This window comes from Marinobacter litoralis, from assembly GCF_016427555.1.
Lineage (GTDB): Bacteria > Pseudomonadota > Gammaproteobacteria > Pseudomonadales > Oleiphilaceae > Marinobacter > Marinobacter litoralis_A.
Map to the genome: position 1 here is coordinate 334,387 of NZ_JAELVS010000003.1, position 17,679 is coordinate 352,065.

At 54.3% G+C, this 17,679-nt stretch carries 15 protein-coding genes and 2 tRNA genes; 5 read left to right on the forward strand and 12 right to left on the reverse strand.

Annotated features, from left to right (window positions below; all coding sequences use genetic code 11):
• Positions 1–2: 2 nt before the first annotated feature.
• The 4 genes from JAO79_RS11580 to dbpA all read right to left on the reverse strand — a co-directional run bounded on the left by JAO79_RS11580 (position 3) and on the right by dbpA (position 5,016).
• On the reverse strand, positions 3–1,337 hold the full coding sequence (locus JAO79_RS11580) for a sodium ion-translocating decarboxylase subunit beta (protein ID WP_320158959.1): 1,335 nt from the start codon (positions 1,335–1,337) through the stop codon (positions 3–5).
• Positions 1,338–1,350: 13 nt separating this feature from the next.
• A complete protein-coding gene (oadA, locus tag JAO79_RS11585) occupies positions 1,351–3,132 on the reverse strand; it encodes a sodium-extruding oxaloacetate decarboxylase subunit alpha (RefSeq protein WP_199007415.1) in 1,782 nt (593 codons plus the stop codon).
• A gap of 41 nt (positions 3,133–3,173) precedes the next feature.
• Complete coding sequence (locus JAO79_RS11590) at positions 3,174–3,425, reverse strand: OadG family protein (RefSeq protein ID WP_199007416.1); 252 nt, start codon at positions 3,423–3,425, stop codon at positions 3,174–3,176.
• 217 nt (positions 3,426–3,642) lie between these two features.
• Positions 3,643–5,016: an ATP-dependent RNA helicase DbpA gene (gene dbpA / locus JAO79_RS11595; RefSeq protein WP_199007417.1), complete on the reverse strand. Its 1,374-nt coding sequence runs from the start codon at positions 5,014–5,016 to the stop codon at positions 3,643–3,645.
• A gap of 103 nt (positions 5,017–5,119) precedes the next feature.
• Here dbpA and JAO79_RS11600 point away from each other — a divergent pair, with 103 nt between their 5' ends.
• Positions 5,120–5,656, forward strand: coding sequence for a DUF2058 domain-containing protein (locus tag JAO79_RS11600; protein ID WP_199007418.1), 537 nt, complete (start codon positions 5,120–5,122; stop codon positions 5,654–5,656).
• Between the two features lie 147 nt (positions 5,657–5,803).
• Positions 5,804–6,718 carry an alpha/beta fold hydrolase gene (locus JAO79_RS11605; protein WP_199007419.1) on the forward strand — a complete coding sequence of 305 codons (915 nt, stop codon included), beginning with the start codon at positions 5,804–5,806 and terminating at the stop codon, positions 6,716–6,718.
• Between the two features lie 36 nt (positions 6,719–6,754).
• On the opposite strand, the gene JAO79_RS11610 is transcribed toward JAO79_RS11605, so the two are convergent.
• The 6 genes from JAO79_RS11610 to alaS form a co-directional block, all read right to left on the reverse strand.
• Positions 6,755–7,555, reverse strand: a complete 801-nt coding sequence (locus JAO79_RS11610) for a MerR family transcriptional regulator (protein ID WP_199007420.1) — start codon at positions 7,553–7,555, stop codon at positions 6,755–6,757.
• Positions 7,556–7,680: 125 nt separating this feature from the next.
• Positions 7,681–7,757: transfer RNA gene (locus JAO79_RS11615), tRNA-Arg, on the reverse strand.
• A gap of 60 nt (positions 7,758–7,817) precedes the next feature.
• Positions 7,818–7,907: transfer RNA gene (locus JAO79_RS11620), tRNA-Ser, on the reverse strand.
• Between the two features lie 125 nt (positions 7,908–8,032).
• Positions 8,033–8,230 carry a carbon storage regulator CsrA gene (gene csrA, locus JAO79_RS11625; protein WP_133005221.1) on the reverse strand — a complete coding sequence of 66 codons (198 nt, stop codon included), beginning with the start codon at positions 8,228–8,230 and terminating at the stop codon, positions 8,033–8,035.
• Between the two features lie 169 nt (positions 8,231–8,399).
• On the reverse strand, positions 8,400–9,638 hold the full coding sequence (locus tag JAO79_RS11630) for an aspartate kinase (RefSeq protein ID WP_199007421.1): 1,239 nt from the start codon (positions 9,636–9,638) through the stop codon (positions 8,400–8,402).
• Positions 9,639–9,743: 105 nt separating this feature from the next.
• Entirely contained in the window at positions 9,744–12,374 is a 2,631-nt protein-coding gene (alaS, locus tag JAO79_RS11635; RefSeq protein WP_199007422.1) for an alanine--tRNA ligase, read from the reverse strand.
• A gap of 140 nt (positions 12,375–12,514) precedes the next feature.
• On the opposite strand from alaS, the gene JAO79_RS11640 reads away from it, so the two are divergent.
• On the forward strand, positions 12,515–13,051 hold the full coding sequence (locus JAO79_RS11640; RefSeq protein WP_199007423.1) for an RDD family protein: 537 nt from the start codon (positions 12,515–12,517) through the stop codon (positions 13,049–13,051).
• 17 nt (positions 13,052–13,068) lie between these two features.
• Here JAO79_RS11640 and lptG read toward each other — a convergent pair whose 3' ends face one another.
• Together lptG and lptF are read right to left on the reverse strand one after the other, a co-directional pair.
• Positions 13,069–14,130 carry an LPS export ABC transporter permease LptG gene (lptG, locus tag JAO79_RS11645; protein ID WP_199007424.1) on the reverse strand — a complete coding sequence of 354 codons (1,062 nt, stop codon included), beginning with the start codon at positions 14,128–14,130 and terminating at the stop codon, positions 13,069–13,071.
• Complete coding sequence (gene lptF, locus JAO79_RS11650; protein WP_199007425.1) at positions 14,123–15,226, reverse strand: LPS export ABC transporter permease LptF; 1,104 nt, start codon at positions 15,224–15,226, stop codon at positions 14,123–14,125. The genes lptG and lptF overlap by 8 nt, the downstream gene beginning before the upstream one ends.
• 221 nt (positions 15,227–15,447) lie before the next feature.
• On the opposite strand from lptF, the gene JAO79_RS11655 reads away from it, so the two are divergent.
• Entirely contained in the window at positions 15,448–16,938 is a 1,491-nt protein-coding gene (locus tag JAO79_RS11655; RefSeq protein WP_199007426.1) for a leucyl aminopeptidase, read from the forward strand.
• Entirely contained in the window at positions 16,928–17,440 is a 513-nt protein-coding gene (locus tag JAO79_RS11660) for a DNA polymerase III subunit chi (RefSeq protein WP_199007427.1), read from the forward strand. The genes JAO79_RS11655 and JAO79_RS11660 overlap by 11 nt, the downstream gene beginning before the upstream one ends.
• Positions 17,441–17,679: the final 239 nt, after the last annotated feature.

The following is a 17,679-nucleotide window of genomic DNA, read 5'->3' on the forward strand; positions in this document are numbered from 1 at the left end:
GATCAGCTCAACAGCTTGATCATCACACCTGCCGCAACCGCAGAGCCGATTACACCAGCCACGTTCGGGCCCATAGCGTGCATCAGCAAGAAGTTCTGCGGATTAGCCTCGAGACCAACCTTGTTGGATACCCGCGCCGCCATTGGCACCGCAGATACACCGGCAGAACCGATCAGCGGGTTGATGGGGTCTTTGCTGACTTTGTTCATCAGCTTCGCCATCAGAACACCTGAGGCTGTGCCCACACCAAACGCGACAACACCCAAGCCCAGAATACCCAGAGTCTGAGCATCCAGGAACTTGTCAGCCATCAGCTTGGAACCAACAGACAAGCCCAGGAAGATGGTTACGATGTTGATCAGTGCGTTCTGGGCCGTATCGCTCAAACGCTCTACTACGCCACATTCACGCATCAGGTTACCGAAGCAGAACATACCCAGCAGCGGCGCTGCATCTGGCAGGAACAGAACCACAGCGATCAGGACAACCAGCGGGAAAACAATCTTTTCCTTCTTGCTGACCGGACGCAGCTGGCTCATTTTGATTGCCCGCTCTTTCTCGTTGGTCAGTGCCTTCATGATTGGCGGCTGAATCATCGGAACCATCGCCATGTAAGCGTAAGCAGATACGGCAATAGCACCCAGAAGATGCGGAGCCAATACGCTGGCCACATAGATCGACGTAGGACCGTCTGCGCCACCGATGATACCGATGGCAGCCGCTTCAAGAATGTTGAATTCCAGAACGCCAGTCCAGTCCAGCAGCGCGGCACCAATGACGGTACCGAAGATGCCAAACTGAGCGGCTGCGCCCAGCAGCATGGTCTTCGGGTTTGCAAGCAGAGGACCGAAATCGGTCATCGCGCCAACGCCCATGAAGATCAGAAGGGGCCCAATGGTGCTGCCGATAACAACTGAGTAGAAGTTATACAACATACCGTTGCCGTAACCGAAGTCTTGAGCAAGGGAGTTCGCCATCGCCATTTCAGAATAGCTGGCTTCTTTCACCGCGACTTTGAAAGCTTCCTTCAGTTCTGGTGTAACCGCCTGTCCAGCCTGGTATGCAACATCCAGGGGCACAGCCAGCGCGGCCAGAATCTGGGTAGCGTCGCTCTTCAGTGCGAAGTGAATCGCATTCTCCGCCGCAGTCAGGGCCAGCCCTGCCTCCGGGATGTTCGCCAGAATACCACCGAAGCCGATTGGCACCAGCAGCAGTGGCTCAAAGCCCTTGCGAATTGCAAGGAACAGCAGCACCAGGCCGATGGCGATCATCACCACCTGACCAAACTCTATGTTAAACAGACCACTGCCTGTCCAGAGTGTCATTATCTTATCCATGGAATGCTGGCCCTTATGCGATTGTCAGCATTTCATCATCAACAGAGACGGCGTCACCGACTTTGATGAAGACTTCACCGATGGTTCCGGCCTTGGGTGCGCGAATCTCGGTTTCCATTTTCATGGCTTCGAGAATGATCAGCACATCACCTTCTTCAACCGTGTCTCCCGGAGAAACCAGAACCTTCCAGATGTTACCGCTCAATGGCGCGCCAACAGGCTCACCGCCACCGGCAGGCACTGGAGCAGCAGCCGCAGGAGCAGTACTGGAACCGCCCTGGCCTTCAATCTGGCTGATTTCACCGCCTTCAGTAACCGCAACAACGTACTTCTGGCCGTTCACTTCAACGGTGTAGTTCTCAGGACCGGAAGCTTTCTTCGCCGGAGCAACGTCGTCAGCACTTGGGACTGGCTCGAAGGCGTCCGGATTACCACGGTTCTCGAGGAACTTCAGACCAATCTGCGGGAACAACGCGTAAGTCAGAACGTCGTCCACTTCCTGCTCTGCCAGCTTGATGCCTTTCTCGTCAGCCAGGCCTTTGAGCTCTGCAGTCAACTTGTCCATTTCTGGCTCAATGTTGTCTGCCGGACGGCAGGTAATCGCCTCGGCTCCATCCAGAACGCGCGCCTGCAGCTCTTTGTTGAACGGAGCTGGTGCCGCACCGTACTCGCCTTTGAGGATTGCAGAGGTTTCTTTGGAGATAGACTTGTAGCGCTCACCGGTCAGTACGTTCAGAACCGCCTGAGTACCAACAATCTGGGATGTCGGTGTTACCAGCGGGATGTAACCCAGGTCTTCGCGAACTTTCGGGATTTCGGCAAGAACTTCGTCGAACTTGTCAGTCGCGTTTTGTTCACGCAGCTGGTTTTCCATGTTGGTCAACATGCCGCCGGGCACCTGAGCAATCAGGATACGTGAGTCGGTGCCACGCAGGCTGCCTTCAAACTTCGCGTACTTTTTGCGCACTTCACGGAAGTAAGAGGCAATTTCTTCAAGCAGATTCAGGTCCAGACCGGTATCACGATCGGTGCCTTCCAGAATCGCAACCACCGCTTCCGTGGGCGAGTGACCGTAAGTCATACTCATGGAAGAGATCGCGGTATCAACGTTGTCGATACCCGCTTCGGCCGCTTTGATGGCCGTCGCCGTAGACATACCAGTGGTGGCGTGGCACTGCATGTGAATCGGAATATCCAATTCTTTCTTCAGACGACTAACCAGATCGTAAGCAACGTAAGGCTTCAGGATACCGGCCATGTCTTTGATGGCGATGGAGTCTGCGCCCATGTCGGCGACTTCTTTCGCCAACTCAACCCACATATCAATGGTGTGCACCGGGCTGGTGGTGTAAGAAATGGTGCCCTGTGCATGTTTACCTGTTTTGCGAACTGCTTTGATTGCAGTTGCCAGGTTGCGAGGATCGTTCATCGCATCGAAGATACGGAACACATCAACGCCGTTTTCGGCAGCACGATCTACAAAACGCTCTACCACATCATCCGCGTAGTGACGGTAGCCCAGCAGGTTCTGGCCACGCAGCAACATTTGCTGTGGCGTGTTAGGCATTACTTTCTTCAGTTCGCGGATACGCTCCCATGGGTCTTCACCCAGGTAACGAATGCAGGAGTCAAAGGTAGCACCACCCCAAGATTCCAGAGACCAGAAACCCACTTGGTCGAGTTTCTCGGCAATTGGCAGCATGTCGTCAAGACGCATGCGGGTGGCAAGCAGGGATTGGTGGGCGTCACGTAGAATTACGTCCGTAATCCCCAGCGGTTTTTTCGTGTCAGTCATCGTGTCAGCCTTCTGTTAAAAGGTTCTAATCCGTTCCCGGGTCACTTCTTGTGGCGTGACCGGTGTTGTGCAATCGCCTTCTTAATGGCCTCGGCGGTGTCAGGGTCAACCGACGTTGGCGCCTTCGGCTTGGCACGTGGCGTTCTGGCCGGGGTTGCCGGCTCTGGCGGAGCAAGCCGCAGAATGATTTTCGACATCAGGCCTGTTGCGAATACCAGAATAACCAGAAACGCGAACACAAAGCCCATACCGGCGATCATCAAATCTACGGCGTGTGACATCAGCTCATTCATAGTGAACAGCTACCTGTATTGGTTTGTGATTTCCCCGTCTCTATCACCCTCTCCCAGACAAAAGTCTAATAGCTGGCAAAATCAAAACGGGAGGCAAAATCCTGCGTAATTTACCGGTTTCATTGTTCTGGAGCAACAAAAAGGAGGTTTTTCTATAGGGATTTCCCGAGCGCGCACTTGTACAAAGTGTTCTAAACACCCGGAAGAACCAGCCTATTCAGACATAACGCACACGAATTTTCCGACCCTTTACTTTCCCTTGCTCTAGCCGAGAAAGCGCTTTGCCCGCCCAAGCAACATCAACTGCCACATAACACTGAAAATCAAACAGATCGATCTTGCCGACTGCCGAACCCGGTATACCGGCCTCGCCCGTCAGAGCACCCAGCACGTCACCACGGCGAACCTTCTCTTTGCGCCCTCCAGCCAGGCACAGCGTCTTCATCGGTGGGGCAACAGGCGATACAGGCTCTGCCAGCAGCTGATCGGTATCACCCCATTCAGCTTTCATACCGCGAGCACTTTCCAGTCGAGAAATTTTATGCCCCTGCTTCGGGGTACACAGGGTCACTGCATGCCCCTGCTCACCGGCGCGTCCAGTACGACCAATCCGGTGCGTATAGACTTCAGGATCCCGGGCGGGCTCAGCATTGATAACCAGTGGCAGGCCTTTAATATCCAAACCACGAGCTGCCACATCGGTTGCCACCAAAACCGTGCAACTCTGATTCGCAAACTGCACCAAGGTGCTGTCGCGCTCCCGCTGCTCCAGATCACCGTGCAAGGCCGACGCAGCGAAGCCTCTCTGTCTTAGAGCGGCCGCGAGGTCATCGCAATCACGTTTGGTTGTGCAAAAAACCAAACTAGCCGTCGGCTGGAAGCGCGACAGCAATCCAACAACAGCCTCCACTTCCTGACCGGGGGAAATTTCATAGAACTGCTCTTCTATTGTCGCTGTTGTATCGTTCACTTCGATTCGAACATCTTCCGGGTCTACCTGAAAACGCTCACTCAGGGTCCGGATAGGCACGGGCCAGGTAGCAGAAAACAACAATGTCTGCCGGGATGAAGGTGTTTGCGCAAAAATGCCTGCCACCACATCCTCAAACCCCATATCGAGCATACGATCCGCTTCATCGAGCACCAGCGTGTTCAAATACTCCAACGACAAAGTACCTTTACGCAGATGATCATCGATCCGGCCTGGTGTCCCCACAATGATGTGAGCACCATGACTGAGCGAGCCAATCTGAGGCCCAATGGGAACACCACCGCACAACGTCAACACCTTTACGTTCTCTTTGGCGCGCGCCAGCTCTCGCAACGCTTTAGCGACCTGATCGGCCAGCTCACGGGTGGGACAAAGCACCAACGCCTGAACCGCAAAGCGCTTCGGCTTGAGTTTTTCGATCAATGGTATTCCGAACGCAGCCGTTTTGCCGCTCCCAGTTTGAGCCATGGCAATGACATCTTTGCCAGCCAAAGCCGGCGGCAAAGCTTTTACCTGAATACCGGTAGGCCGCTTGAAACCCAGCTGCTCAAGGTTAGCCAGCATGGTCGTAGAAAGGCCAAGCTCTTTAAAAGAAGACATAGAAAAATCCGTGGGGTGAGTAATCGTGGGTGATTGAGTGCGCTCTGACGGCGTATACTAGAGATAATTTGGTTAAGTTTATCACGAATCTACGGAGTCACTGATGGCGTCTTTGCAGGACCAATTACTAAAAGCCGGGCTCGCGGATGAAAAGAAAGCCCGCACCATTCGCTCTGAAAAGCGCAAACAACGTAAACAGCAGCCAAAAGGTGCCACTCAAGTTAACGAAGTGGAAGAAAGGGCCCGCAAGGCTCGCGAGGAGCAGGCCGAACGAGACCGGCAGCTGAACCTTGAGCGAAAGAAAGAGGCCGACAAGAAAGCTATCCAAGCCCAGATTCGCCAACTGGTGCAAACCAACAAACTCGAACGCAGCCGGGGCGAAACGTCCTACCAGTTCGTGCACGAGAAAAAAATCAAAAAGATTTTCGTTGATGACCAAATGGTAGACCAACTATCGCGAGGCCGGCTGGCAGTCGTTTTTGTTAACGGCGAGTACGAACTGGTCGCCGAGGGTGTTGCTCGCAAAATCATGGAGCGGGACGAAACGGCGGTGGTGGTTCTGCACGACCGGAAGGCAGAAGATCAGGGAGAGGACGACCCCTATGCCGGCTACGAAATACCCGATGATCTAATGTGGTGACACTCCCCAGCCCCGCTCCATGCGGGGCTTTTTTTTTGCACACGATTTTCTCCCCCCAGATAAATACACATCTGCTCCAGTCAAATTGACCAACTCACCTGTTATTATTACATTGGGTAATGTCCCAATAACAAAAGAGCTATACGCATGACCGAAAACAGCCAATTCATCAAGAATGAAGGGCTTCGACTCCATGTACGTGAGTGGAACAAAAATGACGATACGACCATCGTGCTTGTGCACGGGTACCCCGACTGCAGCCATATTTGGGACACCACAATAACGGAGCTTGCAACGCGCTTTCATGTCGTTGCGTACGACGTTCGTGGCGCCGGGAAATCCGACGCCCCGCATCGCACCAAAGACTATGCTCTAGAGCATCTGACGACTGATTTTCGTGCCGTTCTCGACGCAGTTAGCCCCGAAAAACCGGTGCACCTTGTCGGCCATGACTGGGGCTCAATACAAAGCTGGGAATTTGTCACCAACCCCGACTTTCAAGAGCGCATCAAGTCATACACCTCCATCTCCGGGCCTAGCCTGGATCATGTCGGCTTTTGGTTTAAACAGAACCTGAAAAGCGCAAAACCGGCAGATATTAAAGATATAGCCAAACAAGCAGCCCACTCATGGTATATCGCTGCATTTCACCTCCCGATCGTGGCACCTGCGTTATGGAAATCGGGACTGGACAAACTTTGGCCCCACGTGCTGCAACACCTTGAGGGCATCGAAGATTGCTCGCCATCTGCCAGCCAGAAAAAAAATGGCGCTACAGGTGTTCGTCTCTATCGCGCGAACGTAATCCCGAGAATTCTCTCGCCACAAGAAAAAAACACTCAGCTCCCTGTACAACTTCTCGTGCCCAAAGGGGATAGCTTTGTCACCCCAACGCTATTCGACAACTTGCTCCAATGGGCCCCGCGACTTTGGCGCGAAGACATCGATGCCGGCCACTGGATACAGGTTAGCCACCCTGAAGTTGTCGCGAATCGCATTGCTCGCTTCGTTGATTTCATTGAGTCCGGCGAAGCCTGGACAGGCGTGAAAAAAGGAGATTAATCTTGGCAACAATCGCTGATTAGAGAGCCAGATTCTTTATCGCTCGTCCTGTAAATTCTCTATAACAGCAGAGAGGCGATCGCCCAGGAAGTTACGCAAGGAGCGATTTAGAGCAAGCTCAGCTTCAGCGCGGATTGTTTGATGAGCGAGCGGACGAAGCTGCCAAATCAGCTGTGAAAGCTCACGGATGGTCTCTGACGGCGGCAGCTCATCTCCGAATTCGTCGAAACGGGCCACCGCAATCTTAACCAGACCGTCCGCGGCACGCTGTACATTCCCCCGCAAGAGGCGCAAGAGATCGAGGATTTCTTCAAAGGGCATTCCCAGCTTTATCAGCTGAGCACCGGACTCAATGAGCCTAGGGCTTGCTGCCACAAACTTCGTACCCTTGCGCTCTATCAGGCCCAGCTTTACCGCCTCATCAATCATGCTCTTGCTACGACTATTGAGGCCGAACATCTTGACCAGATCTGCAAGACTATACTCACGAGGCGCTTCAGATGAGAAAGCAAGCGTGATCGCTTTCTCCAGCCCCAGAATGTCCTCCAGATTCCGTCCGTCGGTCCATGCAGCGAGCAACTCACGAATATTATCAATGGAATACCCGCGATCTAGCAGGTTATTGATAATATCGAGCCGAGCGGCATGCGAATCGAAATACACACCCAACCGCCCACGCTTTTCCGGAGGCTCGAGAATACCCCGGTCTTGGTAAGCTCTGATATTACGCACGGTGGTACTGCAACGGCGCGCGAGATCATCGATGGTGTACTCGCCATCGGCCAACTGGCGTTGAGTTGTTTTGCGTCCGCGACGATTGCTGGTGGGATTATTCATGGCCCGCATTATATAACAGACGTGTTCATTGGCAACTAACGCCCCTGAGGCAATCAATAAATTTCAGGCACAAAAAAGCCCAGCACTTGGGCTGGGCTTTTGAGTTGTTTCTCAACAACTTAATATGGCGCGGCTGGGAGGATTCGAACCTCCGACCGCCTGGTTCGTAGCCAGGTACTCTATCCAGCTGAGCTACAGCCGCACATCTCATCGCATGTGGTTGAAAGCAACTTCAACCTGTTCTCACTCTCCCGAAAGAAAATGGCGGAGAGGGAGGGATTCGAACCCTCGGTACGATTTCTCGTACGGTTCCTTAGCAGGGAACTGGTTTCAGCCACTCACCCACCTCTCCTTGAGAACGGTGCGTATACTACCACAACTTTTCTGTTTTCATAGGGTTGACACGATATTTTTCTAATCAATTTGCCCTAAAATTAAAAAAGCCGCTCAAGTGACCCCTGAACGGCTTTTTTCTGATCAACTATTGCCCGGTTCTGGCTCGTCAGAGCCTTTTTCGGACTGAATACGCTGATAGATCTCTTCACGGTGAACCGCTACGTCTTTCGGAGCATTCACCCCAATACGAACCTGATTCCCCTTAACCCCCAGAACGGTGACGGTTACCTCATCACCGATCATCAGAGTTTCGCCAACACGGCGAGTTAAAATAAGCATGTTCCATACTCCCTATTGCAAAGCTACCTGTTCCGACTGTCACTACTTTTTACTTATTGCTTTTATAAAAGGATCACCTATCAAACTATAGACGCAATAACACTTATGCCAACATAGTTCCTGATAGAAATAACCAATGATCCCCATTTCCGCTCTCCAGCATCCCGCTTCAAGCGTTTTCGTCTACCTCGGCATTTTCTAACCCGAACGTGCTATGGAGCGCACGAACGGCCAGCTCAAGGTACTTTTCATCGATCACCACCGAAACTTTGATTTCGGATGTGGAGATCATCTGAATATTAATCCCTTCTTTCGACAGCGCTTCGAACATTTGAGTGGCAACGCCCGCATGGGAACGCATACCTACACCAACAATGCTGACCTTGGCAATTTTGCTGTCGCCAACAACTTCACCAGCACCTATGTCATCTGAAATCTGGCGCAGAATATCTTGAGCGCGCTTCAGATCGGGGCGATTCACCGTGAACGTGAAGGCAGTCTTGTTATCCTGACCCACGTTCTGAACAATCATGTCCACTTCAATGTTGGCATCGCTGATGGGCTTCAGAATCCCCAATGCACTGCCCGGGGTATCCGGCACGCCGGAGATAGTCAGCTTGGCTTCATCACGATTAAAAGCAATGCCGGAAACAACCGGTTGTTCCATGGCGGTATCATCCTCAAAAGTGATCAGGGTTCCTTCGCCTTCTTCGAAGCTGGAAAGCACCCTTAACGGAACATTGTATTTACCTGCAAACTCAACGGCGCGGATCTGAAGAACCTTCGAACCCAGACTCGCCATTTCGAGCATTTCTTCAAATGTAATACGATCCAATCGGCGCGCGCTGTCTACAACACGCGGATCGGTTGTATAAACACCGTCTACATCGGTGTAGATCTGACACTCATCCGCCTTCAACGCGGCCGCCAAAGCAACAGCGGTTGTATCGGAGCCACCACGCCCCAGTGTCGTGATATTTCCATGCTCGTCCACACCCTGGAATCCCGCCACAACGATCACGCGACCTGCATCGAGATCTGCCTGCATGCGATGGGCATCAATATCTTTGATGCGAGCTTTATTGTGGCTGGTGTCCGTCAAAATGCGAACCTGACCGCCCGTATACGAACGAGCGTCGCAACCACGCTTTTGAAGCGCCATGGACAACAGGGCAATGGTGACCTGCTCACCAGTGGACACCAGCACGTCCATTTCCCTCGGCGTCGGCTCTTCCATAATTTCGCCGGCTAGCGCAATCAGGCGATTGGTTTCGCCGCTCATGGCTGAAACCACAACCACCACATCGTGCCCTTCTTTACGGAACCGACAAACCTTATCGGCCACCGCCTCAATCCGCTCGGTTGTGCCGACGGATGTACCTCCAAACTTTTGAACCAACAGAGCCATGTTTTGCCAAACTCCGAACCGGGGACCCAAAGCGGAGCCAACAGGCTCCGCCATCGTATTAAGCGGGCGAATTATAAACCTGCGCCCGCCTAAGAAAACAGCATCTTACTGGATATTTCCTTCAACCCAGGCAGGCACACTCGCCAGAGCATCGGCCAGCTTCGACGCGTCGTTTCCTCCTCCCTGCGCCATGTCCGGACGACCACCGCCTTTTCCGTCAACCTGCGCGCACAAATGCTTCATTAGATCACCGGCCTTGATCTTGCCGGTAGCGGACTTGGTTACACCTGCAACCAATACAACCTTTCCGCCTTCAACAGTGGCCAGCACAACCACGCCCTCGCACAATTTATTCTTGAGCTGGTCCGCGGTTTCCATCAATGATTTACGATCAGTCCCTTCCATCTGCGCGGCGACTACTTTCAGGTCACCAACCTGTACAGCAGACGTTGCTAAATCACTACCGGCAGAGCTGGCCAGTTTCGCTTTCATCGCGGCGATTTCTTTCTCCAGCTGGCGGTTACGGTCCAGTGTTTGCTGCACTTTATCGACCACGGTTTCGCGGGTTGCCTTCACCAGCTTGGCCGTTTCCCGCAGGGTGCTGTCGGTTTCATCCACCCACTCCAGCGCACCAAAACCGGTGACTGCTTCAATACGACGAACTCCCGAAGAAATGCCGCTTTCGGAGGTAATACGCATCATGCCGATATCCCCAGTACGTGACACGTGCGTTCCGCCACAAAGTTCCACGGAATATCGGTCAGACCCCATGCTCAGCACCCGGACCACATCACCGTACTTTTCACCAAACAATGCCATGGCGCCCTTTTCCTGAGCGGTTTCCATGTCGGTAACGTCAATTTCAACCGGCGTATTCTGAAGCACCTGCTCATTCACCTGGCGCTCGATTTCTTTCAACTGCTCTGGGGTAACCGCTTCAAAATGAGAAAAGTCGAAGCGCAGCTTATCCGGATCAACCAATGAACCCTTCTGATTGACGTGTTCGCCCAGCACTTTGCGCAGTGCAGCATGCAGCAGGTGGGTGGCAGAGTGATTGCGCTTTGTGCGCTCGCGGCGGTCATGATCAATGCGGGCATCCACTTCTTGTCCCGCGCTCAACTCACCCTCAACCAGCTTGCCGATGTGCAGGTGGTTGTCGCCATCTTTACGCGTGTCTGCCACCTCGAAACGGCCGCCATTCCAGGTCAACAGCCCGGTATCACCCACCTGGCCACCAGACTCTGCATAAAACGGTGTGCGCTCAAGGACAACGACACAATCATCACCAGCAACCGCCTTACGCTCTTCGCCATCAACCAGCACCACGCGTACGCGCTCTTTACCATCGATGTGATCGTAACCGGTAAACTCGGTTTCACCCTCAATGCTGAGGCCTTCGGCGTTGTAATCAATTCCGAATTTGCTGGCCGCCCTCGCCCGTTCACGCTGAGCTTCCATCGCTTTTTCATAACCGGCGTAGTCCAGAGTCAGACCACGCTCACGAGCGATGTCGTTGGTGAGGTCTACCGGGAAACCGTAGGTGTCATAAAGCGTGAACACGGTTTCACCAGGAATCTCGTTACCTTTAAGCTCGGCAATGTCTTGCTCGAGCAAACGCAGACCTTTGTCGAGCGTTTTAGCGAACTGCTCTTCCTCTTGCAGCAGCACCTTCTCGATCTGCTTCAAACTGCTGACCAATTGCGGGAAGGCATCGCCCATCAGATCCGCCAGAGGCTTGGCCAGTTTATGGAAGAAAGGCCCGTTGGCACCCAACTTGTTACCGTGGCGCGCGGCACGACGGATAATCCGGCGCAGTACAAAGCCACGACCTTCGTTCGAGGGCATCACACCGTCTGCAATCAGGAACGAACAGGAACGGATATGGTCTGCAACCACACGAAGTGATGCTTCGGTGGTTTCAGCGCCGCCGAGCACGTCGGATGCGGCCTTCAACAGATCCTGGAACAGATCGATTTCATAGTTACTGTGTACGCCCTGCAACACCGCAGCGATACGCTCAAGACCCATCCCGGTATCGACCGAAGGTTTGGGCAGGTTCAGCATTTCTCCATCGGCAGTACGGTTGTACTGCATGAAAACCACGTTCCAGATCTCGATGTAACGGTCACCGTCTTCTTCCGGGCTACCGGGAGGGCCACCAGCCACATCCGGGCCGTGATCATAAAAAATCTCGGTGCATGGGCCACATGGACCGGTATCACCCATCTGCCAGAAGTTATCGGAGGCGTAGCGGGCGCCTTTGTTATCACCAATGCGCACGATGCGGTCAGCAGGCACGCCTACTTCTTTATTCCAGATATCGAAAGCTTCATCGTCATCCGCGTAAACGGTCACCCACAGCTTTTCGGTCGGCAGGTTCAGCCACTTGTCTCCGGTCAGGAAGGTCCAGGCAAAATTGATGGCTTCACGCTTGAAATAATCACCAAAGCTGAAGTTGCCCAGCATTTCGAAGAAGGTGTGGTGACGCGCGGTATATCCCACGTTTTCTAGGTCGTTATGCTTGCCGCCAGCGCGCACACACTTCTGGGTTGAAGTTGCCCGAGTGTAATCGCGCTCTTCCCGACCAAGGAAGGTATCCTTGAACTGGTTCATGCCCGCGTTGGTAAACAGCAAGGTTGGATCGTCCGCTGGCACCAGCGAACTGCTTGGAACAATAGCGTGACCGTGCTGTTTGAAATAATCGAGGAACGTCTGTCGCAACTCTGCGGTTTTCATAGCCCTTTGATACCTTTCCAGAAACCCGCCGAGAAGCCGGCAGGTCCGCGATTGAATACGAATACTTACATGCGTGTGCAAATCCGCTACTCTAGCACACGCCGAGAACATGAAAAACGTGAAACCTCATAGGAGAACCCATGCCCCGCCGCTTCCACGACGCCGAGGAACTATTACCGCCAGCCACAGCATTAAAGCGGGCATTGGCCATCATCTACGACGGCTTGATCAGCATTGCCGTGTTGCTGGTCGCCACTTGGGTCTACACCATGATCGCCGGCTGGCTAACAGGCTGGGACACCTACGAACAAATGGCCGAAGCCGGCCAGTTATCCGGTGATCCCGGGCTGACCTTTGTCCTGTTCCTTGTGCTGTATCTGTTTTTTGCTTATTTCTGGACTCGCGCCGGCCAGACACTGGGCATGCAGGTTTGGCGGGTGCGCATCGAAAACCTGGATGGCACATCGGTGAGCTGGACTCAATCATTGCTCCGCTACGGAACTGCGGCGGCCGTGGTTTTCCTGGCCATGATCGGCGGCCATTATCTGGGCGCGGTCACATTGCTGCTGACGGTACCGGCGATCATCGCCTTGTTTTACCCGATCAACGGCCTGTCGGTCACCGACCGGGTTTCCAACAGTGTGGTTGTGGCTCTCCCCAAGCCCAGCAAAAAATAACTTGCCTTCGGGCCGGCCTAGCCGGCCCTTCTCATTAACACAGCCCCTACCGCAGCATTGATCAGAATTGGCGCCAGCACCGCAATCATCGGATTAAAACCGTACACCATGCTCATCGGCCCCAGCAGATCCTGCATATACTTGAACAGCAGCCCTACCAACAAACCGGTAAACACCCGAAACCCCATGGTGACCGAGCGCAGCGGCCCGAAAACAAACGAAATAGCCACCAGCACCATCACAGCCGTCCCCAAGGGCATCAGCGCTTTCTTCCAGAAGGCTAGCCAATACTGGGCCGCCGTGAGCCCCTGCTCTCCCAAATAGCGGGCATAGGTGAACAACCCCGTCATTGATAGGTTTTCAGGCTTCACAATCAGCACACTGAGCACTTCCGGCGACAAACCAGTATCCCAACGCAGTGATGCCTGCTCGCCACGAACCGTTCGATCATCTTCAATTCGGGTTGTGACCACATTTTCGAGCATCCAGTGGTCACCCTGGAAGGCAGCTTTCTCAGCGAAACTCGATTGAATCAACTGCCGTTCATCATCAAATTCGAACAGAGATACGCCCACCAGTGCGCCGTCCGGCTGGACCGCGTTCAAGTGCATGAAGGTGTTGCCTTCGCGGTGCCAGACCCCGTGAGCTTCCGCAACATTCTTGCCGGCCCCCAAGGCGACGGCTTTATCGCTCTGAGCAATACGTTCGGTAGCAGGAGCCACATATTCGCCAATGAACACGCCCAGCACTACGACAATCAAAGCCGGTTTCATCGCCGACCAAACGATTCGCTTCAGCGAAACGCCGGCGGCCCGAATAACCGTCAGCTCCGAGGAGCTGGCCATGGTTCCCAACCCGACCAGGCACCCCATGAAAGCCCCCAAAGGCAGGTAATCATAAATACGACGGGGCAACGTCAGCGCTACGTACCAAAGCGCCTCCATGGTCTGATAGCCATTGCGGGTGTCTTCAAGCTCGGCAATAAAGGCAAAGATCAGATCCAGCGACAGCACCACCACCATCACCAAAAACATGGCGCCGCCCACGGTGCTCATTACGTAGTTATCAATCTTACGCATGGGCATTCGCCTCCTTTTGCAGGCGACGGCGATTCAGCCAGGCAGGACCAAACTGCAACCACAAGCCGAGCGACAAGAACAATCCGTGTACCCACAGCATGCCCAGCCACTCAGGCACCTTGCCATCGGCCAGCGCATCCCGCGCAACAATCAGCAAGCCGAGATAAGTGATGTAAACCAACATGGCCGGAAGCAAATGAAAGAACCGGCCCTGCCTCGGATTAACCCGGCTCAGGCGCACCGCCAACAGAGTGATAATCGGAACAATCAATGGCAGTGAAATACGCCAGTGCAACAAGGCACGGTCTTCGGGATCATCGGAATGCCAGAGGTCAAGAGTAGAAATGCCCTCTTCCAGCTCTTTGGTGCCGGCTTCACCGCTTTGAATTTTTAAACCATAGGCCTCAAAAAGCGTGGCGCTATGATCGAGCTGCCCGGGCACGCCCTGAAAACGCCCCCCATCTTCCAGAATCAAAAACCGGCTACCGGTTTCCTCATCGATCAACTGCGACCCGGTCTCGGCAGTAATCAGGGTAACGCCTTCTCCATCACTACCGTATTCGGCGATGAACACTCCTTGAAGCTGGCGCTTGTCGTCGCTCAAGGCTTCGGTATAGGTAACCCGGGTGCCCGAGGTGAAATCCTGAAATCGTCCCGGTGCCAGCATTTCGAATTCAGTCGCCTTACGCTGCTCGTTGAAAATCTGTTCTACCTGCTTCATACCCCAAGGCGACACGTATAGACTCATGGCGCCCACCACAACCATGACCGGCAACGCACCCAGCAGGGTTTTCGTCAGCAACTGGCGCTCACTCACGCCACATGCAAAGAGCACCGTCATTTCGCTTTCAAGATACATACGGCCGTATGCGAGCAAGATGCCGATGAACAGGCCCAGCGGCAGAATCAGCTCAAGAAATCCAGGAAACCGGTAACCCATGATGGCAAACAAAACGCCCGCAGCAATTTCACCCTCTGCGGCACTGCCTAAATACTTAATGAACCGGCCGCTCATAAAAACCAGCAATAAAATGCCGGAAACGGCGAACATGCTCACCATGATCTGGCGAATAAGGTAACGGAAAATGATAGTCAAATCAGTCTCTCTGGTGGCGCCCGGTTAGAAGATGGTGGATACAGGAAACTGCGCGTATTCTATGTAACCTTGCCACTGAATGACAGTAAAGCACTTATACATTACCGCTATTCAAGCAATATAGGCCGTCCGCTTGATTATTCGCGGCTTAGCCCCAATCCTAGAGAACATGCGAACCGCTGGGCTAGGCCCAACACTCGAATCACACAACAGGAGTTGTCATGAATTTCAGCCTGAGCAGCAAAGCCGTCACGGCGACCAACACCGACTGCCTCGTTATCGGACTGCCCGAAAACGGTGAGTGGCCGGAAACCACCAAAGCAGCAGACCAGGCTTTGGGAGGGCTGATCAAGCAACTGGAACACGCCGGCGACCTGACAGGCAAAAACGCCACGGTTAACACTCTGCCTCTGACCGAACAGCCCTGGCAGCGCGTTATTGTTATCGGCACAGGCAAAGACGACGAGCGCCATCAGGCCAATTACCGCAAAGCCCTGATCGCCGCCGTAGGCGCACTCAAAGACGGCCCATCCAACAGTGCCTTCATCTGCCTGACCGACACCGAGATTCAGGGTTCCGAAGCAACCTCCTCAGAAGAGGCCCGCCTGAACCTGCTCGGCCGCACACTGGAGGAGCAACTCTACACCTTCACCGGATTCAAGAGCGAACAACCGCCCGCCCGCAAACTCAACAAAGTTGTGGTGCAAGCGTCTGACGCCGATCAGGCCCAGAAAGACGCCTTCAACCTTGGGCTCGCCACCGGCCGCGGCATGAATTACACCCGCGATTTGGGCAACACACCGCCCAACGTTTGCCACCCGGTATGGCTGGCGGAACAAGCCCAAAACATGGCTAAAGAACACGACTGCATCAAAACCGAAATACTGGATGAGAAGCAGATGGCCGACATGGGCATGAATACCATCCTGGCCGTTGGCAAAGGCTCCACACAGCCCCCTCGCCTGATCGTTATGGAATACCGCGGCGGCAAAGCCGACGAAAAGCCCTACGTACTGGTCGGCAAAGGCATCACCTTCGACAGCGGCGGCATCAGCCTCAAGCCCGGCGCCGGCATGGACGAAATGAAATACGACATGGGCGGCTCTGCCAGCGTATTCGGCACCATGAAAGTCCTGGCTGAAACCAAACCAGCCATCAACGTGGTCGCCGTTATCGCAGCAGCTGAAAACATGCCAGACGGCTCAGCAACTCGCCCGGGCGACATCGTCACTACCCTGAGCGGCCAAACCGTTGAAATCCTCAACACCGACGCCGAAGGCCGGCTGGTGCTGTGCGACGCCCTCACCTACGTGAAAAAGTTCGACCCTGAAACCGTCATCGACCTGGCCACCCTCACCGGCGCCTGCATCATCGCCTTGGGCCACCAGGCAACCGGCATGCTGGCCAACGACGACGAACTGGCCAACGAACTGCTGGCCGCTGGCGAAAGAACCGGCGACCGAGCCTGGCGCCTGCCTCTGTGGGACGAATACCAAAGCCAGCTCGACAGCAATTTCGCTGACATCGCCAACATCGGCGGCCGCCCTGCAGGCACCATCACAGCGGCCTGCTTCCTGTCCCGGTTCACCAAAGAATACCGCTGGGCACACCTGGACATCGCAGGTACCGCCTGGGATTCCGGCAAAGCCAAAGGCGCCACCGGCCGCCCAGTGCCTCTGCTGGTCAACTACCTGATGTCCCATGCAGGGTAACAATCCGACCAACTTACCGGAGCCCGGCAGCCCAGCTGCCGGCCCCTCCGGCCAAGACGCAAAAAACCAGCGCTACTGGTTCCACATCCTCGCCCAAAACACCCCAGCCGCCCGCAACCTCCACGCCGCCAAACTCGTGGACAAAGCCTGGCAGCAAGGCGACCGCGTGTGCGTGCTCTGCGAAAACCAGCAACAAGCGCAAGAACTCGATGACCTGCTCTGGAACTTCACCCCAGACGCCTTCATCCCTCACAGCATCGCAACCGACCCGGGCACCCCATGCTCAGACCCAGTCGGCATCCTGCTCTATCCTCCGGCCGCCACCGATTGGGAAACCGTCATCATCCTGTCTTCCACTCTGCCTGAACAGGCGGATCAATACCGAAGACTGGCACTGGTCGCCCAAAACGACCCGACGGTACTCAACCAAGCCCGCGGCCACTACAAACAACTGCGAAAGCTGGGCATTGAAGCGCGGGTACACGACATGCGAAAACGCTGACTAACACGTTTGCTCGTCAAAAGGCATACGGTAGCTCACGACTTTCCAAGCACATCGAAACAGCACAAACTTGGGTGCGACAATAAGCCAGAGTTTGATAAGCGAAGTTGGGACAGGCTTTCCAAAAATTTCGTAGGCCATGGATGGCCGGAGAGAAGCGCTCAGGGACGAGCTTGTAGCGGTTTTTGGAAAGCCTGTCCCAACTTCGCTAACACCCAAACAAGCAGGCTAAGAATATA